The sequence below is a fragment of the Pseudomonas sp. GXZC genome, from assembly GCF_026967615.1.
Classification (GTDB): Bacteria; Pseudomonadota; Gammaproteobacteria; order Pseudomonadales; family Pseudomonadaceae; genus Aquipseudomonas; species Aquipseudomonas azotoformans_A.
Genome location: NZ_CP114115.1, coordinates 6,841,222 through 6,863,375, shown reverse-complemented (window position 1 = coordinate 6,863,375; position 22,154 = coordinate 6,841,222). Strand labels below are relative to the sequence as shown.

Genomic DNA, 22,154 nt, shown 5'->3' with positions numbered 1-22,154 from the left:
GGCCGATTACCCCACTTTCACCATGTGCGGTTGCGAGCTGCGCTCGGTAGGCAGGTGATCGAGGTCGCGGCTGACCAGCAGCAGGACTTCTGCCGACGCGTCCGATACCTGGGCCTTGTAGCCGGCAATCGAACGGGCGAAGACGTTGTAGATCACCACCGCAGGAATCGCGGCAACCAGGCCCAGGGCGGTCGCCAGCAGGGCTTCGGCGATGCCGGGTGCAACGACGGCGAGGTTGGTGGTCTGGGTTTTGGCGATGCCGATGAAGCTGTTCATGATGCCCCACACGGTACCGAACAGGCCGACGAACGGCGCGGTGGAACCGATAGTTGCCAGCACGCCGGTGCCGCTGCTCATGTTACGACCGCAGGCCGCCACCAGTCGCTCAAGGCGGAAAGCAACACGTTCCTTGATGCCTTCTTTTTCGCGGGTGTTGGCGGACAGGCGCATTTCTTCCAGCGCGTCGTGCACCAGGGTGTTGGCCAGGGTGCCCTTCTTGGTCGCGCTTTCGCTGGCTTCCTTGAGGGTGGTGGCCTTTTTCAGGTGGACGATTTCAGTGCGCAGACGACGTTTGGCGCCCAGCAGCTCGAAGCCCTTGGCGATCCAGATGGTCCAGGTGATGATCGAGGCGATGGCCAGGCCGATCATCACGGCTTTCACCACCACGTCAGCATTCTGGTACATGCCCCACGGCGACAGGTCATGGGCCATGCCCAGGGTGTTGTCTTCCTCCAGCACTACACCGGTGTCGTCGGCGGCGGCTGGGTCAGCTGCCAGGGCCGGGTCGGTGGCGGCGGGCGCTGCGTGGTGCCGCGGCGTTTTGCTCGGCGGCAGCCGGGGTAGCGGGTGCGGTGGCATCAGCGAATGCGGCGGTCGGTGCCAGCAGTACGCTGAGCAGCAGCGCAGCAATCGCGCGCCAGGCGCGGGACGGGCTGTGAAGCTTGGTTGGCGAAGCGGGGGTTGTATTACGTGTCATGCTGGCCGGACCTGAGAGAAAAAAATGAGTGATCGTCCTACCAGACCCAGAGGGTCGAGGACAAATGGGCGGTTATTATTGCAAGTAATTCTTGTTAACAGAAGTAATACAGTAACTTTATTTGTGCTTTTTCTGGCCGTCTGTCATCTGCGAAGGCTAACCTAGACCTTTCAGTACGGAGTTTTGTGATGTCTGCGCCTTCTGTTGTGATTGCCGGATGTGGCGATGTGGGGAGCCGGCTGGCCAGCCAGTTGCTCGCCTCGGAATGGGAGGTCCATGGCCTGCGCCGCGATATTTCGCGGCTGCCCGACGGGGTGATCGGCATCGCCGGCGACCTGTTCAACAAGGACTGCCCTGACACCTGGCCGATCGGCGGGGTGGATTACCTGGTTTACTGCGCCGCAGCGACAGACCACGACGAAGCCGGCTATCGCGCTGCTTATGTAGAAGGGCTGAAACATGTGCTGGAGTGGCTGGGCGATTACGGCCAGGAGCCGAAACACCTACTGTTTGTGTCCAGCAGCAGCGTCTACGGGCAGCAGAATGGCGAATGGGTCGACGAAACGTCGGAGACGCAGGCGAAGGGTTATTCTGGGCAGGTGATGCTGGAAGCCGAGCAAGTCGCACTCGACAGCGGTATTCCGGCGAGCATTGTGCGTCTGACGGGTATCTATGGGCCGGGTCGCGAATGGCTGTTGACCCAGGTTCGCCAAGGCTACCGCGTGGCAATCGACCCACCTTTATATGGCAACCGCATTCACGCGGAAGACGCAGCGGGTTTGCTGGCGTTTTTATTGCGGCATGTGGAAAAGGGCGGTTCGCTGGACAAGGTCTACATCGGCGTCGACGATGCGCCGGCGCCGTTGGCCGAGGTAGTGGATTGGTTGCGTGAGTACCTGGGCGTGACCGAATGGGCTGATGACGCGAGTGTGCGGCGTGCTGGCAGCAAGCAATGCAGCAATGCCCGAGCCAAGGCGTTAGGCTGGACGCCGACGTATCCGAGTTATCGGGAAGGCTATGCAGCGATCCTCGAAGGCCAGCGTTAAGTGAAAAAGGAGCCCAAGGGCTCCTTTTTTATCATTGTTTTTCCAGCAGCCACTGGCGAGGCCCTGGCGTAAACGAAGGCACCTCATCCGCCTGCGCGGTATTGATCGCCTGGAAGATCTCCAGTTGCTTACCCTTGCGCACAAAAATCCACGGGTTGCCTTGGCCGTTCAGTTGCAGCCAGATGCTGTCGTAGCCTCCGCTCATGGACGCGCAATCGCCCGCCAGGCACAGCGAGTACTGATCGACATTCGGCAGGCCGGCAACCTTGCCGTTAGCCTGGAATTGCACGATGGCGCCGCTGCCGAAGCCGTCGAGGATCTTCCAGTCGCCCCCCATATAAGCGGCGTACAGTGCGCGCTCGAAGTTTGCACCCAATGGCGCGCCTTCCGGTGCGGGCTCTTTGGGGCGGGTAAACAGCTGCTCAGGCTCGTTGTCGTTGGCCACTTGCAGCAGTTGTTTGCCTTTGCGCTTGAGTTCGGTGGCGGAGCTGCCGTAGAAGTCCACACTCCAGGCGCCAGATTTTTCACCCAGCAACTTGCCTTCCGCTACTTCAAAACCGTTGTAGTAGCGTGCCTGCGAGGCCTTGGTATTGACCTCCCATTCGAGGTTCGGGCCAAAGCTCTGCAAGGCTTCACGCAAAGGGCCACCCTTGGCTGCCGCATCGATGGCGACCTGGTTGATCCAGGTGCCGCTCACATCCCGGTCGGCAGGGTTGCTGGCGCAGCCGCCAAGCAACAGGGCGAGCAGTGATGAGGCTACAAGCGCTTTGCGCATCATGAAATCCTTTTAAAACGAAGTCGGCGCAGCCTATGGGGGCTGCGCCGGGTGTTTTACTCGATGACCAGAATCGCGTCCATCTCAACCTGCGCACCCTTTGGCAGGGCAGCAACGCCGATGGCGGCGCGGGCTGGGTACGGCTGTTCGAAGTACTTGCCCATGATCTCGTTGACCTTGGCGAAGTGGCTCAGATCGGTGAGGAAGATGTTCAGCTTGACGATGTCTTTGAACGAGCCGCCGGCAGCCTCGGCCACCGACTTGAGGTTTTCGAAGACCTGCACGGTCTGTGCTTCGAAGCCTTCAACCAGTTCCATGGTCTTTGGGTCCAGTGGAATCTGGCCGGACATGTAGACGGTGTTGCCTGCCTTGATCGCCTGGGAGTAGGTGCCGATGGCGGCCGGGGCTTTATCGCTGGTGATAACAGTCTTGGTCATGAATGACTCCTTGTAATGTGGCTTAGGCGCGCATGCGAGTGATGCGGATCACACCCGTCAAGGCACGCAGTTTCTTGATCACGCGGGCCAGGTGCACGCGGTCGTGAACGCTGACCACCAACTGGACCACGCTGATGCGACCATCGCGCTCGTCCATGCTGATCTTCTCGATATTGCCGTCGGCCGCGTTGACGCTGCTGGCGAGCAGGGCGATCAGGCCGCGCTGGTGTTCCAGCTCGACGCGCAGCTCGACGTTGAATTCGCCGGTGACATCCTTGGCCCACGAGAGCTGGATGCATTTTTCCGGGTTGTGGCGGATTTCGGTGATGTTGCGGCAGTTGTCCAGGTGCACCACCATGCCTTTGCCTGCCGACAAGTGGCCGACAATCGGGTCCCCCGGGATCGGCGTGCAGCACTTGGCGTAGCTGAGCACCAGGCCCTCGGTGCCACGAATCGCCAGCGGACCTTCCGGGCTTGGCAACTGTTCGCCTTCGCCGAGCAGGCGGCGGGCGACGACGTAGGCCATGCGGTTGCCCAAGCCGATGTCTTCCAGCAGGTCTTCAATGGTTTCCTGGCGGTATTCGTGGAGCATCGCTTGCACGCGCTCTGTAGGAATCTTGTCCAGGGCGCTGTCGAAACCGTTGAGCACCTTGTTCAGCAGGCGTTCGCCCAGGCTGATGGATTCGGAGCGGCGCTGTAGTTTCAGCGCGTGACGGATGTGCGTACGCGCCTTGCCGGTGACCACAAAGTTTAGCCACGCCGGGTTCGGGCGTGCACCCGGTGCGCTGACGATCTCGACCGTGGAGCCACTTTGCAGCGGCTCGGACAGTGGTGCGAGACGGCGATTGATCCGACAGGCGATGCAGCTGTTACCCACGTCGGTGTGGACCGCGTAGGCGAAGTCGACCGCCGTGGAGCCTTTGGGCAGCTCCATGATCCGGCCTTTGGGCGTGAACACATAGACCTCGTCCGGGAACAGGTCGATCTTCACGCTTTCGATGAATTCGAGGGAGTTGCCGGCACGTTGCTGCATTTCTAGCACGCCCTTGACCCACTGGCGGGCGCGGGCATGGGTGCCTTTTGGCTGCTCGTCGCCGCTGGATTTGTACAGCCAATGGGCGGCGATGCCGTTGTTGGCCATCTCTTCCATTTCGCGGGTACGGATCTGGATCTCAATCGGTACGCCATGCATCCCGAACAGCGTGGTATGCAGCGACTGGTAGCCGTTGGCTTTTGGAATCGCGATGTAATCCTTGAAGCGCCCCGGCAGCGGTTTGTACAAATTATGTACAGCGCCCAGCACGCGGTAGCAGGTGTCGACCTTGTCGACGATGATCCGGAACGCATACACGTCCATGATCTCGTTGAAGGCCCGGCGCTTGCCGCGCATCTTCTTGTAGATGCCGTAGATGTGTTTCTGCCGGCCGCTGACCTCGCCTTCGATCTCGTCGATCGCCAGGCAATGGCTTAGCGACTCTTCGATTTTGTTGACGATTTCCTTGCGGTTGCCCCGGGCGCGCTTGACCGCCTGGTAGATGCGCGCCGAACGCATCGGGTGCATGGCCTTGAAGCCGAGGTCTTCGAATTCGATACGAATGGCGTGCATGCCCAGCCGGTTGGCGATGGGCGCGTAGATTTCCAGGGTTTCCTTGGCGATGCGCCGGCGCTTTTCACCGGACAGCACTTCCAGCGTGCGCATGTTGTGCAGCCGGTCGGCCAGCTTGACCAGGATCACGCGGATATCGCGGGCCATGGCCATGGCCATCTTCTGGAAGTTTTCCGCCTGGGCTTCGGCCTTGGTCTCGAAGTTCATCTGGGTCAGTTTGCTGACCCCGTCGACCAGTTCGGCCACGGTTTCGCCAAATTGCGCGCTGAGCGCTTCCTTGGCGATGCCGGTGTCTTCGATCACGTCATGCAGCATCGCGGCCATCAGGCTTTGATGGTCCATGTGCATGTCGGCAAGAATGTTAGCCACCGCAAGAGGATGGGTGACATACGCCTCGCCACTGCGGCGGCGTTGGCCGTCGTGGGCTTGTTCGGCGTAGAAATACGCTCGGCGGACCAGGTTGACCTGGTCTGGGCCGAGGTAGGCCGATAAGCGATCGGCGAGGGCGTCTATGCTCGGCAAAGTGTGAACTCCTGCCGTTGGCTGTGACCCCGCGCCGTGCTACGTCGACCAGGCATAGGCTTAGACGGCCTCGTTGGACTCGTCCTCGAACGCTGCAAACAGCGGTTCGTCTTCAACGATTTCGGCGTTGGCGATGAACTCGTAGCTCATCAGGCCTTCAGCGATTTCACGCAGGGCTACAACGGTAGGCTTGTCGTTTTCCCACTGGACTAGGGGCTCTTTGCCGCCAGTGGCCAGTTGACGGGCACGCTTGGTAGAGAGCATGACCAGCTCAAAGCGGTTATCCACGTGTTCTAGGCAGTCTTCAACGGTTACGCGGGCCATGGTATTCCTCGGAGCGAATGCAAGATGCGCGCTGCCCGGTTGGGCGAGCGGACTAAACAGTTTAAAAAATCACCAGCGTTTAGGGAAGCGCTGATTTTTCGCAGGCCCTCGCAAAACCGCTACAAGTGCCAATGTAAAGCCCTTGCAGCGGTTTTGGGAAGAGCCAATCAACCGAGCAGTTCGGCCAGTAATTTGCCGAAACGCTGTTGCTGACGCTTTTGCTGGAGCTGATTGGTGCGGAAAATAGCCTTCAAATCGTCCAGTGCATGGGCAAAATCGTCGTTGATGATCAGGTAGTCGTAGTCGACGTAGTGGCTCATTTCGCTGACGGCTTCACGCATGCGGCCTTCGATAATCTCGTCACTGTCCTGGCCACGGTTGGTCAGGCGCTGGTGCAAAGCTTCCAGCGAAGGCGGCAGGATGAAGATCGAGCGCGCCTGCGGCATCAGCTTGCGGACTTGCTCGGCGCCCTGCCAGTCGATTTCCAGGATCAGGTCGTGGCCTTCATCCAGGGTCTGCTGCAAGTGGCTTTGCGAGGTGCCGTAGAGGTTGCCGAACACTTCGGCACGCTCCAGGAAGTCGCCGTGTTCGATCATCTTGACGAACTCGGTGCGCTCGACGAAGTGGTAGTGCTCGCCGTTCACCTCACCCGGACGCATGGCGCGGGTGGTGTGGGAGACCGAAATGCGGATCTGCTCGTCAGCGTCGGTCAGGGCCTTGACCAAGCTGCTTTTGCCCGCGCCCGAAGGGGCGGAAATGATGTACAGGGTGCCGGTGCTGTGGGTCATGGAGGTTGCCTTACTCAATATTCTGTACTTGTTCGCGCATCTGCTCGATCAACACTTTGAGGTTGACCGCAGCCGTGGTGCTGCGCGGGTCGAACGCCTTGGATCCGAGTGTATTGGCTTCGCGGTTGAGTTCCTGCATCAGGAAGTCCAAACGCCGACCGGCGGCACCGCCGGACTTGAGCACGCGGCGTACTTCGAGGATGTGGGTGCTCAGGCGATCGAGTTCTTCGGCAACGTCGCTCTTCTGCGCGAGCAGGACCATTTCCTGTTCCAGGCGCGTCGGGTCGAGGTCGGCCTTCATGTCGGTGAAGCGGTCGAGCACCTTCTGGCGCTGGGTGGCGAGCATCTGCGGCACCAGCTCACGCAGCGTGACCACGTCTTCTTCGATGGCGGTCAGGCGCTCGCTGATCAAGCGCGCCAGCTCGGCGCCCTCGCGCTCGCGGCCGGCTTTCAGCTCTTTGAGGCCTTGGTTGAACAGGGCGAGGGCTGCGGCGTTGAGGGCTTGCGGGTCGGTGGCATCGGCCACCAGCACGCCGGGCCAGGCCAGTACTTCCAGCGGGTTGAGCGCGGCTGGCTGCTTGATGAGTCCGGCGATGGTTTCGGCGGCGGCGACCAGTTGCGCGGCGCGGTCGCGGTCAATCTGCAAGGCTTTGCCGGTGGTTTCTTCGGTAAACCGCAGGGTGCATTCCAGCTTGCCGCGAGAGATACCCTGGCGCAGTGCTTCACGCACGGCGCCTTCGAGATCGCGAAACGACTCCGGCAGGCGCAGGTGCGGCTCCAGGTAACGGCTGTTGACCGAGCGCAATTCCCAGCTCAGGGTGCCTTGGACGCCGGCTTTTTCGGCGCGGGCGAAGGCGGTCATGCTGTGCACCATGGAGGTACCTCGCGTTGCAGCCCGCAAACACGGGCTGATGATTAAGAAGGCGCAGGATTGTAGCGCAGTGGGGCGGACACGCCCAAACCCGAGCATTCGTAACCGGATTTTTTAGCAGTGCCCCGAATCGGCTCGCGGCTCTATAATGCTCGGCAGTTTTTCGTCCTCAGTACAGGTGTCTCCCTATGAAACGTCCAAGTGGTCGCGCTGCCGATCAGCTCCGCTCGATCCGCATCACCCGCAACTACACCAAACACGCCGAGGGTTCTGTACTGGTCGAGTTTGGCGATACCAAGGTCATCTGCACCGTCAGCGTCGAAAACGGCGTGCCGCGTTTCCTCAAAGGCCAGGGCCAGGGTTGGTTGACCGCCGAGTACGGCATGCTGCCGCGCGCTACCGGCGAGCGTAACCAGCGTGAAGCCAGCCGTGGCAAGCAGGGCGGCCGTACCCTGGAAATCCAGCGCCTGATCGGTCGCTCCCTGCGTGCAGCACTGGACATGTCCAAGCTGGGCGACGTGACCCTGTACGTCGACTGCGACGTGATCCAGGCCGACGGCGGCACCCGCACCGCGTCCATCACCGGCGCCATGGTAGCCCTGGTTGATGCACTCAAAGTGATCAAGAAGCGTGGCGGCCTGAAAGGCGGTGACCCGCTCAAGCAAATGATCGCTGCCGTATCGGTAGGCATGTACCAGGGCGAACCTGTACTGGACCTGGACTACCTGGAAGACTCGGCTGCCGAGACCGACCTGAACGTGGTCATGACCAGCACCGGTGGTTTCATCGAAGTACAGGGCACCGCCGAAGGCGCGCCATTCCAGCCGGCCGACTTGAACGCCATGTTGGCCCTGGCCCAGAAAGGCATGACTGAAATCTTCGAGCTGCAGAACGCCGCCTTGGCTGACTGAGCCCGCCTCAAGGAGAAGCGCCATGAATGACAACCAAGAACTTGTGCCGATGCCTTCCTATGAAGTGCGGCAGGGGGCGATGTTGTGCCATCTCGCGGCGTTTCTCGGGTTTGTGTTCCCTTTCGGCAGTGTCGTGGGGCCGCTGATCCTGTGGCAGATGAAGAAAGAAAAAGACGCGTTCATTGATGATCAGGGTAAGGAAGCCCTGAACTTCCAGATCACCGTCGCCATTGCCTGGATCGCTTGTATCGTGCTGGCCTTCGCGGTGATTGGGTTTTTCCTGATGATTGCCCTGGCGGTCGCCACGGTGGTGCTGACCATCATCGGCAGCATCAAGGCCAACAAAGGGATCGTCTATCGCTACCCGTTGACCTGGCGTGTGATCAAATAATGAGCGCCCACAAAAAAACCGACAGCGATGTCGGCTTTTTTGTGCCTGGAAAAAGACCTCAGATGGTCAGTGTCCAGTCGTAGTCCACGATCAGCGGCGCGTGCTGCGAGAAGCGTGGCTGGCGCGGCAGGCGTGCACTGCGCACGAACCGGCGCAGACCTGGAGTCAGCAACTGGTAGTCGAAACGCCAGCCCAGGTTGAGCATCTCAGCCTGTTCGTTGTCCGGCCACCAGCTGTACTGGTCGCCTTCGCGGCTGACTTCGCGCAAGGCATCCACATAGCCCATATTGCCGACAATCTCGTCCATCCAGGCGCGTTCCGGCGCCAGGAAACCCGGGGATTGCTGGCTGTCGCGCCAGTTCTTGATATCCAGCTTCTGTTGCGCCACGTACAGCGAGCCACAATAAATGTACTCGCGACGTTTGCGTCGCTGTTTATCCAGGTAACGGGCGAAATCGTCCATTAGCTTGAACTTCTGGTTCAAGTCTTCATCGCCGTTCTGCCCCGAAGGAAGCAGCAAGGTCGCGATGCTGACCTTATCGAAATCGGCTTGCAGGTAGCGCCCGTAGCGGTCGGCTGTCTCGAAGCCGAGGCCGCTGATGACCGCCTTGGGTTGCAACCGCGAATACAAAGCCACGCCACCTTGGGTGGGCACTTCGGCATCGCAGGCATAAAGGAAGTAGCCATCCAGTTGGAAGGCTGGGTCGTCCAGTTCAAAGGCGGAGGCGCGGGTATCCTGCAGGCAGATGACGTCGGCATTCTGGGCTTGCAGCCAACTGAGCAAACCACGCTCGACTGCAGCCTGAATACCATTAACGTTCACACTGATGATCCGCATAAATGGCCCCAAAAATCGCGTGCGTGTATGATACACGCCGTCTACCTAATTAGCTAAATCCGTGGTATCTGAGGCTTTTTTCATGCAGGCGTATCAACGCGATTTCATTCGTTTTGCCATCGATCGCGGCGTTTTGCGCTTCGGTGAGTTCACTTTGAAGTCCGGGCGAACCAGTCCGTACTTCTTCAATGCAGGCTTGTTCAACTCGGGTTCTGCCCTGGCTCAGCTGGGTCGTTTCTATGCGGCGGCCATCGTTGAAAGCGGTATTTCCTTCGACGTGCTGTTCGGCCCAGCCTACAAGGGTATCCCCCTGGCGGCCGCGACGGCCGTGGCTCTGGCTGAACATCATGGCCAGGACCTGCCTTGGTGCTTCAACCGTAAAGAGGCCAAGGCCCACGGCGAAGGCGGCAGTCTGGTCGGGGCGCCGCTCAAGGGCGACGTGCTGATCATCGACGATGTAATCACCGCCGGTACTGCGATCCGCGAAGTGATGCAGATCATCGCCTCCCAGGACGGTGCCAAGGCTGCCGGCGTGCTGATTGCGCTGAACCGCCAGGAACGTGGCAACGGTGAATTGTCGGCCATCCAGGAAGTGGAGCGCGATTTCGGCATTCCCGTGGTGAGCATCGTGTCGCTGAACCAGGTGCTGCAGTTCCTGGAAGATGATCCGCAGCTCAAGCAACACCTGCCGGCGGTGAAGGCGTACCGCGAGCAGTTTGGCGTCTGATTTCAGGGCTGCTGCGCAACCCAGCGAGAGCAAGCTCCCTCGCCACAAATAAAAAGGCCCCGCTCAATCAGATTGAGCGGGGCCTTTTGTTTTATTAGTCCCGAAGTCGTAAGGCGCGCAATAAGGTATCCACCTGCCCAAAAGCATCTTGCTGCCATTGGTCTGGTGTGCGATCTCCCAGAATCTGGCTGTCTTCGACGAATCGTCTTACCGCCGTCGGGCCATAGTCATCATGGGTAGCAAATTTTTCTCCGATGAACTGAAATCCCTGCTCTCCGCTGCCCGTTTCAAGCACTGATCGACATTCCTCTGCGAGCGCTTCGACACCGTCGGGAAAGTTGCGGACGGAGTAGTAGATGTCATAGGCGTCCTTCTGTTTATGCCTTCCATTCAGCGCATACCCCTTCATTGCCAAGAGTGCGGGGATAGAACATACGGCGACTTCCACGCGATTTTTCCCACCCGTGGGCATGGGACCCTCAATGGCAACCATTTGGTAGAAGCGCATTGCCAAGTCGGCACCGTCAGCACGTTGAACAGCAAAGTCGTTGAGGATTGGAGGTTTGTTCTGGATGATTTCGGCGTCACGCGGCATCAAGAAGTCCACGATCACATCTATCGCCGGTCCGCCGTCCTCCACGGGCACCTGGCGAACGAGTTGGAATCTGCGAAGCGCTCCTCTCTGTTGATACCCGTTGCCCATCAGTGCTTCGATCAATGTCGCGTATTCGCCATCACCGAGTGCTTCTGCGTTCAGGCTCAAATCGACATCAAGGGTTCCAACGTGTTGCATATCGTCATTCGCAAGCAGAAGCCAAGGCACTGCTCCGCCGATCACTGCAAACTTTCCTTTGAAAGAGCCGAGGATTTGACCGATTTCCACTAACACTGCCTTCACGGCGGTCGTGGTTCTGTCGTCATAATCTGAAGCAGACTGGGGTTCTTGAGGGACTAACGAGACCATGTCAGTTTTTCCTGTCTCAAGTATTCGGCAGCTTCTTTCCCGCGCTCTCCTGCAACTGATAGATCCAGGTAGGTCTGAACCAGGCTGGTACATATGGCACCCGGTGCGGGTTCAATGGCGTCGAGTAGAAGCCCTTCCTCTTTGGGTAAGGTGATCACTACGTTTTCTCCCGTTGATGCGGGAACCAACTGTAATGCTTTGACCAGCCTCTCTAACCCTTCACGGTCGGCAAAAAAGTAATTCGTATTGATACGGGCATAGGGGGCGAGCCATTGGGCGGCAGAAAAAGACGCAAAAAGCGCGTGCCCGCGGCTCATTTCTCCAATGGCGTTACGCGCCGCATTTTCCAATGCTCTACCGTGCAAGGCGGTATAGAAGACTTTACGGTCTCCTGCTGGAGGCTCGTATGTCTCGGCCCAAGCGTCTAGGAGAGATTGAGGGTCGGATAGGTTTACGCCATCGTTTGTCGTCCGGGCCCATTCTCTATTCAGGAGTGCTGTTCGGACATTGCTGACTTGCCCCAGGCTCGCTCCGGCAGCTTCGGACAGTTCGACCACGCGCCAGGCTCGGCCCGGATCTCGAAGCATCGTGCGTATGATCTGTGCTGACTTTGGTTTGAAGAAAGACTTCAGCTCTCTGCGTTCTGAGGATGGTTTGTCAGCGACTTGATGGTCAATGGATACGCCACCGAATGAGATCCACGCATTGCCCTCCAGATCCAGATACCCCACCTCTCTTTCCCGGCATGCCTGTCTGGCGATGGGCGACAGATAAGGCGCGACCACAACGGGCGTTGCCTGTGTCCGCTGTTTGGTCAAATAGTCGCGAAGCCGAAGTATCGCCGCACTTATAAATCTGGGTTGGCCGCTTGCTATTACCTCGCAGACCAGAGCATGCGACCTTCCCGAGACGGTTATCTCGACAATGCAGTCGGGCGTCCACCCCTCTGAAGGTGAAGGCAGTTTCAGGTTTTCAATCTTGAGGATCGGCACTTTGCTCAGGAGATTTCGCAGGGCATCCCTTGAGCGGATTTCGAACTCTTTCATTGATCTCACCCTTTTCAACAAGTGCTGAAAATAGTCAAAGCAGTGAAATCTGTCGAGAATTTTCACTGAAACTAATAGTTTCAACGAATGTTGAAAATCAAGTAGCAGTGAAATAAATCAGGTTTCGATAACTCCCGACACAAATAAAAAGGCCCCGCTCAATCAGATTGAGCGGGGCCTTTTGTGTTTTGACGCTTAAGGACGCTTGCGGTTACTGATCAGCGTGCCCATGCCGGTATCCGTGAAGATCTCCAGCAATACCGCATTCGGTACCCGGCCATCAATGATCAACGAGCTGCCCACGCCGCCTTGCACCGCTTCCAGCGCGCAACGGATCTTCGGCAACATGCCGCCGTAGATGGTGCCGTCGGCGATCAACTCGTCCACTTGTTGCGTGGTCAAGCCGGTCAACACCTTGCCTTCCTTGTCCATCAGGCCGGCGATGTTGGTCAGCAGCATCAACTTTTCAGCCTTCAATGCTTCGGCCACCTTGCCGGCCACCAGGTCGGCGTTGATGTTGTAGGACTCGCCATTGGCGCCCACGCCGATCGGCGCGATCACCGGAATGAAGTCGCCTTTGACCAGCAGGTTCAGCAGGTCGGTGTTTACGCCAACCACTTCGCCCACTTGGCCGATGTCGATGATTTCCGGTTGGGTCATTTCCGGTGTCTGACGGGTCACCGTCAGTTTTTTCGCGCGGATCAGCTCCGCGTCCTTGCCGGTCAGGCCGATGGCGCTGCCGCCGTGGCGGTTGATCAGGTTGACGATGTCCTTGTTGACCTGGCCGCCAAGGACCATTTCCACCACGTCCATGGTCTGCGCGTCAGTAACGCGCATCCCATCGATGAAGTGACTCTCGATCGACAAGCGCTTGAGCAGGTCGCCGATTTGCGGGCCGCCGCCGTGCACCACCACCGGGTTGATCCCCACGGCTTTCATCAACACGATGTCGCGGGCAAAGCCGGTTTTCAGCTCGTCGCTTTCCATGGCATTGCCGCCGTACTTGATCACCAGCGTCTTGCCGACATAGCGTCGGATGTAAGGCAACGCTTCGGACAGGACCTTGGCAGTGTTGGCAGCGGCTTCGCGTTCGAGGGTCATTCAGGGCTCCGGTAAAAAATCAGAACGGTAATTGGAGATCAGGGGCAACACGTTTCAACTGGGCGTGGAACACGTCCTTGATGCGCTGCAACTCAGCCTCGGTATCCGCCTCGAAACGCAGGACCAGCACCGGTGTGGTGTTGGACGCGCGAACCAGGCCCCAGCCTTTGGCGTAATCGACTCGCACACCATCAATGGTGGTCAGGTTGGCGCCTTCGCCCCATTGCGCATCGTGCAGTGCGTCAATGATGCTGAATTTGCTCTCCTCGGTCACATGGATATTGATCTCTGGCGTAGAAATATCGTTCGGGAAGGTCTGGAACAGCTCTTCAGCCGTGGATTCTTCCTTGCTGAGGATCTCCAGCAACCGCGCGGCACTGTAAATACCGTCGTCAAAGCCGAACCAGCGCTCCTTGAAGAACACGTGGCCGCTCATTTCGCCGGCCAACAGCGCGCCGGTTTCCTTCATTTTCTTTTTGATCAACGAGTGACCGGTCTTCCACATTAGCGGGCGACCGCCATATTCCTTGATCAGTGGCGTGAGGCGGCGGGTGCACTTCACGTCGAAGATGATCTCGGCGTTGGCGTTGCGCGCCACCACGTCGCGGGCAAACAGCATCAGCAGGCGGTCGGGGAACACGATCTCGCCGGTCTCAGTCACCACGCCGACGCGGTCGCCGTCACCATCAAAGGCCAGGCCGACGTCAGCCCCGGTTTCCTTGACCTTGGCGATCAGGTCCACCAGGTTTTCCGGCTTGCCTGGGTCCGGATGGTGGTTGGGGAAGTGGCCGTCGACCTCGCAGAACAACGGGATCACTTCGCAGTTCAGGGCTTCGAGCAGCTGCGGGGCGATCACGCCAGCCGCGCCGTTGCCGCAATCCACCACCACTTTGAGGCGGCGCGCGAGTTTGACGTCACGGGTGATTTCATCAGAGTAGCGTTGCAGGATGTCGACTTGGGTGATGGTGCCCTTGCCGCTGGTCAGATCGTTGTTTTTTAGGCGGTCGTGCAAGGCCTGGATCTGTTCATTGGCCAGGGTGTCGCCAGCGATGACGATCTTGAAGCCGTTGTAGTCCGACGGGTTATGGCTGCCGGTCAGCATCACCCCGGACTTGCCGGCCAGGACGTTGGCGGCGTAGTACAGCGCCGGCGTCGGCACCAGGCCCACATCGCTGACATGGCAACCGCTGTCGGCCAGGCCCTGGATCAGTTGCTCCACCAGCTCCGGGCCGGACAGGCGGCCGTCACGGCCGACCGAAACGTTGGGCTCGTCCTGGGCCAGGCTCTGGGAGCCGATGGCACGGCCAATCCAATAGGCAGTTTCGGCAGTCAGGGTCTTGGGCACCACGCCACGGATGTCATAGGCGCGAAAGATGCTGTCGGGGAATGTCGGGGCTACGCGGGCTGCGGTACTCATCGCGGGGGGAAACTCCATCTGAAAGGGGCAAGGCTGGCCTTAATGTGGCTGACCGGCAGGCTCAAACTGAAGGGTATGACGGTGTTTTCGGCAGAGAGTTCGTGGTGCAAAAATGCCATCGGAGCGCTGGCTCCGTCTTGATGTCTGCGTAATACCTTGATTTCTATGGAGAAATCTCGCTGATAAAATCCGCGCATTCTTCGTCCTGAAAAGCCCAGCGGTGGCGTCTGGCCGGGCAACGGCGCCCGGCCAGCTTCAGCTTAGTCAGTGACTGCCGGAATGCCCAAAACCGCCTGCGCCGCGTTGGGTTTCATCGAATTCCTCTACCAGTTCGAAGTGCGCCTGCACCACTGGCACCAGGACCAGTTGGGCAATACGCTCGCCGACGGCGATGTTGAAGGCGGTCTGGCCACGGTTCCAGCACGATACCATCAGTTCGCCCTGGTAGTCCGAGTCGATCAGGCCGACCAGGTTGCCCAGCACGATGCCGTGTTTGTGGCCCAGGCCGGAGCGCGGCAGGATCAGCGCCGCCAGGCCAGGGTCGCCCACGTAGATCGACAGGCCGGTCGGAATCAGGAGGGTCTTGCCCGGTTCAAGGACGGTGTCTTCATTGAGCATGGCGCGCAGGTCCAGGCCGGCGGAGCCTGGCGTGGCGTAGGCCGGCAGTGGGAATTCGTTGCCGATGCGTGGGTCGAGGATCTTGGCTTGCAAAGCGTGCATGGAAATTAAACCTGGTTCAGCCGTTGGGCGATAAAAGAGATCAGTTGGCGGGCAATCTTGCCCTTGCTGGTCTGGGCGAAAAGGGTGGCATGCAGGTCGCGGTCGATCACGCTGCAGGCGTTTTCCTCGCTGTTGAAGCCGATGCTCGGGTTGGCGACATCGTTGGCAACGATCAGGTCGAGGTTTTTGTCTTTCAATTTGCGTGCGGCGTAGTCCAGCAAATGCTCGGTCTCGGCGGCGAAGCCGACACTGAACGGACGGTCCGCACGGGTGGCGATGGTGGCCAGGATGTCTGGATTGCGCACCATTTGCAGGAGCAGGCCGTCGCCGCTTGTAGGGTCTTTCTTGAGTTTTTGCGGGGCGACCACTTCCGGACGGTAGTCCGCAACCGCTGCCGAGGCGATGAACAGGTCGCACGGAATGGCCGCCTCACAGGCTGCCAGCATGTCGCGGGCGCTGACTACGTCGATTCGCGTGACCCGATCCGGGGTCGGCAAATGCACCGGGCCGGTGATCAGGGTGACGCGCGCGCCTGCCTCGACCGCCGCTTCAGCCAAAGCAAAGCCCATTTTTCCTGAGCTATGGTTGGTGATGTAGCGCACCGGGTCGATATTTTCCTGGGTCGGGCCGGCGGTGATCAGCACGTGCTTGCCGGTCAGGGCCAAGTGTTGGAAGCAGTCCGCCGCACAGAGTGCCAGGTCAGTGGCTTCAAGCATGCGGCCCATGCCGACGTCACCGCAGGCTTGGCTGCCGGACGCCGGGCCGAACACCTTGAGGCCACGGCTTTGCAGGAGCTGGGTGTTGGCCTGGGTAGCAGGGTCGCGCCACATGGCCTGGTTCATGGCCGGGGCGATGGCGACGGTGGCGTCGGTGGCCAGTACCAGGGTGGTCAGCAGGTCATCGGCGATGCCTTGGGCCAGGCGGGCGATCAGGTCGGCGGTGGCCGGGGCGATCAGTACCAGGTCGGCCCATTTGGCCAGCTCGATATGGCCCATGGCGGCTTCGGCTGCCGGGTCCAGCAGGTCCAGGTGAACCGGGTGGCCGGACAGCGCTTGCATGGTCAGCGGAGTGATGAACTCACTGCCACCGCGGGTCATGACCACGCGCACTTCGGCGCCTTGGTCCAGGAGCCTGCGAACCAGTTCTGCGCTCTTGTAGGCGGCAATGCCGCCGCCAACGCCGAGAACGATGCGTTTCCGATACAGACGCTGCATTGGTTTGCCTTTCCAGTTCAGTGATGCCAGTTCAGTGACGCCTGCGATGCCCCCTCCCCAGGGGAAATCACACGCAAAAAAGAGGGCCTACGATAACACAGCGTCCGTCAGGCAACAGCGACGCACATGCCATGGTGCATATGGAGAGGGAGGTGGGATGAGTATTCGCGATTGGCCGGTGGCAGAGCGGCCCCGGGAAAAGCTTTTGGAATGGGGCGCAGCGAGTCTGTCGGATGCCGAGTTGCTGGCGATCTTCCTGCGTACCGGGGTTTCCGGTCGTAGCGCGGTGGACCTGGCGCGCCATCTGTTGGCGCAATTTGGCGGCTTGCGCCCGTTGCTGGAGGCCAGTCAGGCGCTGTTCAGCCAGCAATTGGGGCTGGGGCCGGCAAAGTTCGCCCAGTTGCAGGCGGTGCTGGAAATGGCCCGGCGCCACATGGCCGAGCGCCTGCGCCAGGATTCGGTGCTGGAAAGCCCGGTGGCCGTGCGGGATTACCTCAAGGCACTGTTGCGCCATGAGCCGCATGAGACCTTCGGCTGCCTGTTTCTCGACTCAAAACACCGGGTGCTGGGTTTCGAGGCGTTGTCCCAGGGCACCATCGATACGGCGATGGTCTATCCCCGGCAAGTGGTCAAGCGTGCCCTGGCGTACAACGCAGCGGCTTTGATCCTGTGTCACAACCATCCTTCCGGCAGCCTTGAGCCGAGTGCGGCTGATCGGAAATTGACCAAGCTGCTGCAAAAAGCCTTGGAGGTGGTGGATGTGCGGGTGCTGGATCACATCATCGTGGGGGATGGCGATCCACTGTCGATGGCGGAGTATGGGTGGATGTAAGCCCGCCCCATGGGAGCGGGCCCGGTTGTCAGGGCTTGACGCTGACTTTTGAGAAATCCTGGCGCCCGAATGGGCTCACCTGGTAGCCCTCGACATTCTTGCGCGCCAGGGCAAACGCGGTCGGGTGCGCGAGCGGCAACCACAGTGCCTGCTGCTGGATCTGCGCCTGGGCCTGCTGGTAGAGCTTGCTGCGGACGCCTTGCTCGCTGGTGGTCTTGCCGGCGCTGATCAGCTTGTCCAGCGCGGGGTCGCAATAGCGGGCGAAGTTGGTGCCGGATTTCACCGCCGCGCAGGAGAACTGCGGGGTCAGGAAGTTATCCGGGTCGCCGTTGTCGCCGGCCCAGCCCATGAACAGTAGGTCGTGCTCGCCGGCCTTGGCGCGGCGGATCAGCTCGCCCCATTCGATCACGCGGATCTCGGCCTGGATGCCGACCTTGGCCAGGTCAGCCTGTAACAGCTGTGCGCCGAGGTTCGGGTTGGGGTTCAGCAGGCTGCCGGTGGGGCGGGTCCAGATCGTGGTCTTGAAGCCATCCTTGAGCCCGGCGCGGTCCAGCAGTGCCTTGGCCTTGGCGAGGTCCTGTGGATAACCCGGCAGGTCCTTGGCGTAGCTCCAAGTGTTGGGCGGGTAGGGGCCGTTGGCGGCTTCGGCGGTGCCTTCAAACACGGCCTTGAGGTAGCTGCCCTTGTCGAACGCCAGGTTGATTGCCTGGCGCACTTCGGGCTTGTCCAGAGGCGGGTGCTGGCTGTTGATGGCTACAAAGGCGGTCATGAAGGCGGCGGTTTTCTCCACCTTGAGCGCTGGGTCTTTTTCGGCTTCACCCACATCCAGCGGCTTGGGAGACAGGGCGATCTGGCATTCGTCGCGATGCAGTTTTTGCAGGCGCACGTTGGCGTCCGGGGTGATGGCGAAGATCAAGTTATCCACAGCCGGTTTGCCGGCGAAGTAGTCCGGGTTGGCCTTGTAGCGCACCACGGCATCTTTTTGGAATCGACTGAAGATGAACGGCCCGGTGCCGATCGGCTGGCTGTTGAGCTTCTCCGGCGTGCCGGCCTTGAGCAGTTTGTCGGCGTATTCCGCCGGGTAGATCGAGGCAAAACCCATGCTCAGGGCGGCGAGGAAAGTGGAGTCGGCGTGGTCCAGGGTGAAGCGCACGGTCAGCGGGTCGAGGGCGTCGATTTTCTTGACCAGCGTTGGCAGTTGCAGCGATTGCGCGTGGGGGAAGCCACTCTGGGCGATCTTGTGCCAGGGGTTGGCCGGGTCGAGCATGCGCTCGAAGCTGAAGCGTACGTCTTCGGCGGTCAGGGTACGGCTGGGGGTGAAGTATTCGGTACGATGGAATTTCACGTCCGGGTGCAGCTTGAAGGTATAGGTCAGGCCATCCGGCGAGACTTCCCAGCTGTCCGCCAGGCTGGGCACCAGTTTGCCGCTGGCCGCGTCGTAGTCCACCAGGCGGTTCATCAGCACATCGGCCGAGGCGTTGGTGGTGGTCAGCGAGTTGTATTGCACCACATCGAACCCTTCGGGGCTGGCCTCGGTGCAGACGCTCAAATTGCTGGCGGCAGAGGCCAGCGGCGCGATAAAGAGAGGGGCTAGCAATAGCGGTAGGGCAGCGAGGCGCATGTTCGGTTTCCTTTGCAGATCGAAGGCCCATCTGCGAGTGCAGTCTGGAAAAGTCCTACCGTAGTGGTCTGATTGGTAAATGACTAGCCCATTTTTGCCTGTGCTTTTGCGCCAAATGCTGTTTTGATGGCACCTCAGCGCGTTTTGCCGAGCACTTCATCGTGCGCGCGGGCGCTGTAAATCATTCTGTGCGACGAGCGGTCGGCTGTGACAGCGGCCCCTCCTGGCAACGGTTCAGGCGTCTGTCGCCAAGATTTACGCCAGTAAAAACACTCGGGCTGTTGTTGCACCTGGGTCTTTCTGGTATAAAGCAGCGCTCTTTTCTAGGGGCCCGGTTCCTTCGCTTGTAGGTGTAGCCGGTAAGACCCTAAAGAAACGCGGCGCCTGGCGCCAAATGACTGAGAGATTAAGCGGCCAACCCATGCCGGGTTGGGCATGTGGTTTTAGAGGGCTGAGGCATGTCGAGAGTCTGTCAAGTTACCGGTAAGGGTCCGGTGACTGGGAATAACATTTCCCACGCAAATAACAAAACCCGTCGTCGTTTCCTGCCGAACCTGCAGCATCACCGCTTCTGGGTTGAAGAAGAGAAACGTTTCGTCCGTCTGCGCGTATCTGCTAAAGGCATGCGCATCATCGACAAGCGTGGCATCACTGTCGTGCTGGCTGAATTGCGCCGCGCTGGCACAATCTAAGGAGCTATATCATGCGTGAATTGATTCGAATGATCTCTAGCGCCGGTACTGGTCACTTCTACACTACCGACAAGAACAAGCGTACTACCCCGGACAAGCTCGAAAAGAAAATGTTCGACCCGCGCGTTCGCAAGCACGTGATCTACAAAGAAGGCAAAATCAAGTAATTGATTTTCCTCCTTGTGAAAAAAAGCCCGTATCTCACGATCCGGGCTTTTTTTTGCCTGCGATTTGCCGGTCAGGCTTTCTGTTCAAACACTACGTAGATCTTGCGGCAGGGTTCCAGCACTTCCCAGGTGCCGCTGAACCCGGCGGGGATCACGAAACGGTCGCCAGCACGCAAGGTCTTGGCGTTGCCATCGGCATCACGCAGTACTGAAACGCCCTGCACAATCTCGCAGTATTCATGCTCGGTGTAGTTGACCTTCCACTGCCCGACTTCACCTTCCCACACGCCCGCGCTCATCTGGCCGCAGGGGCTGTTGTAGTGGTTGTAGATCGTCTGCTCGGGATCACCCTTGAGGATTTTTTCGGCGGCGGGGCGGTAGCGCTCGGCGGCGGTCTTGGCTTGGCTGAAGTCGACGATGTCCTGGATGCTCATGTGCGTGTCCCGTCTGGCCTGCGGTTGGAGAGCCCAAAGTCTATGTTTATTAAAATGAACATCGCAAGGGCGTTTACCGGCGTTATGTCAAATATATTGAAACATCCCCGGCCGCTGGTTTAGGGTGGCAGCTGCCTTGCGCCGAACCATTGGCTGGCGGGCAAGAATTCTTTGAGGCTGCCGTGGGACATCCCCTGGCCCTTGTATTCAATAAGAGGAGGACACTCGCATGACCACCCTGACCCGTGCCGACTGGGAACAACGCGCCAAGGATCTGAAGATCGAAGGCCGCGCCTACATCAATGGCGAGTACACCGCCGCCGTTTCCGGTGACACCTTCGAATGCATCAGCCCGGTCGACGGCCGCCTGCTGGCTACCGTTGCCAGCTGTGACGCCGCCGACGCCCAGCGCGCCGTCGAAAACGCCCGCGCCACTTTCAACTCCGGTGTGTGGTCGCGCCTGGCACCCGCCAAGCGTAAGTCCGTCATGCTGCGTTTCGCAGCCTTGCTCAAGGCCAATGCCGAAGAGCTGGCGCTGCTCGAAACCCTGGACATGGGCAAGCCGATCAGCGACTCCCTGAACATCGACGTACCCGGCGCAGCCAATGCCCTGAGCTGGAGCGGCGAGGCCATCGACAAGATCTACGACGAAGTCGCCGCCACTCCGCACGATCAACTGGGCCTGGTGACCCGTGAGCCGGTTGGTGTGGTTGGCGCGATCGTGCCGTGGAACTTCCCGCTGATGATGGCTTGCTGGAAGCTCGGCCCGGCGCTGTCCACCGGTAACTCGGTGATCCTCAAGCCGTCCGAAAAATCCCCGCTGACCGCCATCCGCATCGCGGCCCTGGCCGTTGAGGCCGGTATTCCAAAAGGCGTGTTCAACGTACTGCCCGGCTACGGTCACACCGTCGGCAACGCGCTGGCGCTGCACATGGACGTCGACACCCTGGTGTTCACCGGTTCGACCAAAATCGCCAAGCAGCTGTTGATCCGCTCCGGCGAATCGAACATGAAGCGCGTATGGCTGGAAGCGGGCGGCAAGAGCCCGAACATCGTGTTTGCCGATGCGCCCGACCTGCAAGCCGCCGCCGAATCCGCTGCAGGTGCCATCGCCTTCAACCAGGGTGAAGTCTGCACCGCCGGCTCGCGCCTGCTGGTCGAGCGTTCCATCAAGGACAAATTCCTGCCGCTGGTGATCGAAGCCCTCAAGGGCTGGAAACCTGGCAACCCACTGGATCCAGCTACCAACGTTGGCGCACTGGTGGACACTCAGCAGATGAACACCGTGCTCTCGTACATCGAAGCCGGCCATGCCGATGGCGCCAAGTTGGTTGCCGGTGGCAAGCGCACGCTGGAAGAAACCGGCGGCACTTATGTGGAACCGACGATTTTCGACGGCGTGACCAACGCCATGAAGATCGCCAAGGAAGAGATCTTTGGCCCGGTCCTGTCGGTGATCACCTTCGACAGCGCCGAAGAAGCGGTTGCCATCGCCAACGACACCATCTACGGCCTGGCCGCAGCGGTGTGGACAGCCGATATCTCCAAGGCGCACCTCACCGCCAAAGCCCTGCGCGCCGGTAGCGTATGGGTCAACCAGTACGACGGCGGCGACATGACCGCGCCGTTCGGTGGCTTCAAGCAATCGGGCAACGGTCGCGACAAGTCGCTGCATGCGTTCGACAAGTACACCGAGCTGAAGGCGACCTGGATCAAGCTCTAAGCCACACCGCA

The 22,154-nt window shown here is 59.8% G+C and carries 22 protein-coding genes and 2 pseudogenes; 8 read left to right on the top strand and 16 right to left on the bottom strand.

The genetic code is table 11. The annotated features are described in order from the left end of the window. Positions 1–6: 6 nt before the first annotated feature. A pseudogene (exbB, locus tag OZ428_RS32530) lies at positions 7–976 on the bottom strand (tonB-system energizer ExbB). Positions 977–1,164: 188 nt separating this feature from the next. On the opposite strand from exbB, the gene OZ428_RS32525 reads away from it, so the two are divergent. Beyond that, entirely contained in the window at positions 1,165–2,022 is an 858-nt protein-coding gene (locus tag OZ428_RS32525) for an SDR family oxidoreductase (RefSeq protein ID WP_133075567.1), read from the top strand. Between the two features lie 31 nt (positions 2,023–2,053). Here the strand turns inward: OZ428_RS32525 and OZ428_RS32520 are convergent, their stop codons facing one another. The 6 genes from OZ428_RS32520 to OZ428_RS32495 all read right to left on the bottom strand — a co-directional run bounded on the left by OZ428_RS32520 (position 2,054) and on the right by OZ428_RS32495 (position 7,348). Then, on the bottom strand, positions 2,054–2,797 hold the full coding sequence (locus OZ428_RS32520) for a hypothetical protein (protein WP_269132317.1): 744 nt from the start codon (positions 2,795–2,797) through the stop codon (positions 2,054–2,056). Between the two features lie 56 nt (positions 2,798–2,853). Next, positions 2,854–3,234, bottom strand: coding sequence for a RidA family protein (locus tag OZ428_RS32515; RefSeq protein ID WP_003176922.1), 381 nt, complete (start codon positions 3,232–3,234; stop codon positions 2,854–2,856). Positions 3,235–3,256: 22 nt separating this feature from the next. Continuing rightward, complete coding sequence (spoT, locus tag OZ428_RS32510) at positions 3,257–5,362, bottom strand: bifunctional GTP diphosphokinase/guanosine-3',5'-bis pyrophosphate 3'-pyrophosphohydrolase (RefSeq protein WP_016975931.1); 2,106 nt, start codon at positions 5,360–5,362, stop codon at positions 3,257–3,259. Between the two features lie 60 nt (positions 5,363–5,422). Continuing rightward, complete coding sequence (gene rpoZ / locus OZ428_RS32505) at positions 5,423–5,686, bottom strand: DNA-directed RNA polymerase subunit omega (RefSeq protein WP_003176920.1); 264 nt, start codon at positions 5,684–5,686, stop codon at positions 5,423–5,425. Between the two features lie 167 nt (positions 5,687–5,853). Next, a complete protein-coding gene (gene gmk / locus OZ428_RS32500; RefSeq protein WP_033901130.1) occupies positions 5,854–6,474 on the bottom strand; it encodes a guanylate kinase in 621 nt (206 codons plus the stop codon). A 10-nt stretch (positions 6,475–6,484) separates the two neighbouring features. Beyond that, the gene (locus OZ428_RS32495; protein ID WP_269132316.1) at positions 6,485–7,348 is read right to left on the bottom strand and encodes a YicC/YloC family endoribonuclease; all 864 of its coding nucleotides are present in this window, start codon (positions 7,346–7,348) and stop codon (positions 6,485–6,487) included. 185 nt (positions 7,349–7,533) lie between these two features. On the opposite strand from OZ428_RS32495, the gene rph reads away from it, so the two are divergent. Together rph and OZ428_RS32485 are read left to right on the top strand one after the other, a co-directional pair. Beyond that, positions 7,534–8,256: a ribonuclease PH gene (gene rph / locus OZ428_RS32490; RefSeq protein ID WP_003213280.1), complete on the top strand. Its 723-nt coding sequence runs from the start codon at positions 7,534–7,536 to the stop codon at positions 8,254–8,256. Positions 8,257–8,278: 22 nt separating this feature from the next. Beyond that, entirely contained in the window at positions 8,279–8,647 is a 369-nt protein-coding gene (locus OZ428_RS32485) for a DUF4870 domain-containing protein (RefSeq protein WP_133075564.1), read from the top strand. Between the two features lie 58 nt (positions 8,648–8,705). Here the strand turns inward: OZ428_RS32485 and OZ428_RS32480 are convergent, their stop codons facing one another. Further along, entirely contained in the window at positions 8,706–9,485 is a 780-nt protein-coding gene (locus OZ428_RS32480; RefSeq protein ID WP_003195493.1) for an exodeoxyribonuclease III, read from the bottom strand. A gap of 82 nt (positions 9,486–9,567) precedes the next feature. On the opposite strand from OZ428_RS32480, the gene pyrE reads away from it, so the two are divergent. After that, positions 9,568–10,212: an orotate phosphoribosyltransferase gene (gene pyrE, locus OZ428_RS32475; RefSeq protein WP_010168197.1), complete on the top strand. Its 645-nt coding sequence runs from the start codon at positions 9,568–9,570 to the stop codon at positions 10,210–10,212. A gap of 94 nt (positions 10,213–10,306) precedes the next feature. Here pyrE and OZ428_RS32470 read toward each other — a convergent pair whose 3' ends face one another. The 6 genes and pseudogenes from OZ428_RS32470 to coaBC all read right to left on the bottom strand — a co-directional run bounded on the left by OZ428_RS32470 (position 10,307) and on the right by coaBC (position 16,674). Continuing rightward, complete coding sequence (locus OZ428_RS32470) at positions 10,307–11,176, bottom strand: hypothetical protein (RefSeq protein ID WP_269132315.1); 870 nt, start codon at positions 11,174–11,176, stop codon at positions 10,307–10,309. Then, positions 11,164–12,222 carry a type IV toxin-antitoxin system AbiEi family antitoxin gene (locus tag OZ428_RS32465; protein ID WP_133075562.1) on the bottom strand — a complete coding sequence of 353 codons (1,059 nt, stop codon included), beginning with the start codon at positions 12,220–12,222 and terminating at the stop codon, positions 11,164–11,166. Before OZ428_RS32465 ends, OZ428_RS32470 begins: the two co-directional genes overlap by 13 nt. Before the next feature lie 195 nt (positions 12,223–12,417). Further along, positions 12,418–13,323 (bottom strand): acetylglutamate kinase, encoded by a 906-nt coding sequence (gene argB, locus OZ428_RS32460; protein WP_016975925.1) that lies wholly within the window; start codon positions 13,321–13,323, stop codon positions 12,418–12,420. Between the two features lie 19 nt (positions 13,324–13,342). Continuing rightward, positions 13,343–14,758, bottom strand: a pseudogene (locus tag OZ428_RS32455) (phosphomannomutase/phosphoglucomutase); the annotation flags it as partial. A 246-nt stretch (positions 14,759–15,004) separates the two neighbouring features. Continuing rightward, positions 15,005–15,460: a dUTP diphosphatase gene (dut, locus tag OZ428_RS32450; protein WP_133075559.1), complete on the bottom strand. Its 456-nt coding sequence runs from the start codon at positions 15,458–15,460 to the stop codon at positions 15,005–15,007. A gap of 5 nt (positions 15,461–15,465) precedes the next feature. Next, positions 15,466–16,674: a bifunctional phosphopantothenoylcysteine decarboxylase/phosphopantothenate--cysteine ligase CoaBC gene (gene coaBC / locus OZ428_RS32445; RefSeq protein WP_061434599.1), complete on the bottom strand. Its 1,209-nt coding sequence runs from the start codon at positions 16,672–16,674 to the stop codon at positions 15,466–15,468. A 157-nt stretch (positions 16,675–16,831) separates the two neighbouring features. Between coaBC and radC the strand changes: the two genes are divergently transcribed. Continuing rightward, positions 16,832–17,506, top strand: a complete 675-nt coding sequence (gene radC / locus OZ428_RS32440; protein WP_033901951.1) for a RadC family protein — start codon at positions 16,832–16,834, stop codon at positions 17,504–17,506. 28 nt (positions 17,507–17,534) lie between these two features. Here radC and OZ428_RS32435 read toward each other — a convergent pair whose 3' ends face one another. Further along, positions 17,535–19,127 (bottom strand): ABC transporter substrate-binding protein, encoded by a 1,593-nt coding sequence (locus OZ428_RS32435; protein ID WP_269132313.1) that lies wholly within the window; start codon positions 19,125–19,127, stop codon positions 17,535–17,537. Positions 19,128–19,585: 458 nt separating this feature from the next. Between OZ428_RS32435 and rpmB the strand changes: the two genes are divergently transcribed. Beyond that, positions 19,586–19,819: a 50S ribosomal protein L28 gene (gene rpmB / locus OZ428_RS32430; protein ID WP_010207494.1), complete on the top strand. Its 234-nt coding sequence runs from the start codon at positions 19,586–19,588 to the stop codon at positions 19,817–19,819. 11 nt (positions 19,820–19,830) lie between these two features. Continuing rightward, the gene (rpmG, locus tag OZ428_RS32425; RefSeq protein ID WP_003176906.1) at positions 19,831–19,986 is read left to right on the top strand and encodes a 50S ribosomal protein L33; all 156 of its coding nucleotides are present in this window, start codon (positions 19,831–19,833) and stop codon (positions 19,984–19,986) included. Between the two features lie 71 nt (positions 19,987–20,057). On the opposite strand, the gene OZ428_RS32420 is transcribed toward rpmG, so the two are convergent. Then, on the bottom strand, positions 20,058–20,420 hold the full coding sequence (locus OZ428_RS32420) for a cupin domain-containing protein (RefSeq protein WP_016975921.1): 363 nt from the start codon (positions 20,418–20,420) through the stop codon (positions 20,058–20,060). A 229-nt stretch (positions 20,421–20,649) separates the two neighbouring features. Here OZ428_RS32420 and OZ428_RS32415 point away from each other — a divergent pair, with 229 nt between their 5' ends. Further along, positions 20,650–22,143 carry an aldehyde dehydrogenase gene (locus OZ428_RS32415; RefSeq protein ID WP_133075557.1) on the top strand — a complete coding sequence of 498 codons (1,494 nt, stop codon included), beginning with the start codon at positions 20,650–20,652 and terminating at the stop codon, positions 22,141–22,143. The last annotated feature ends 11 nt before the right edge of the window (positions 22,144–22,154 follow it).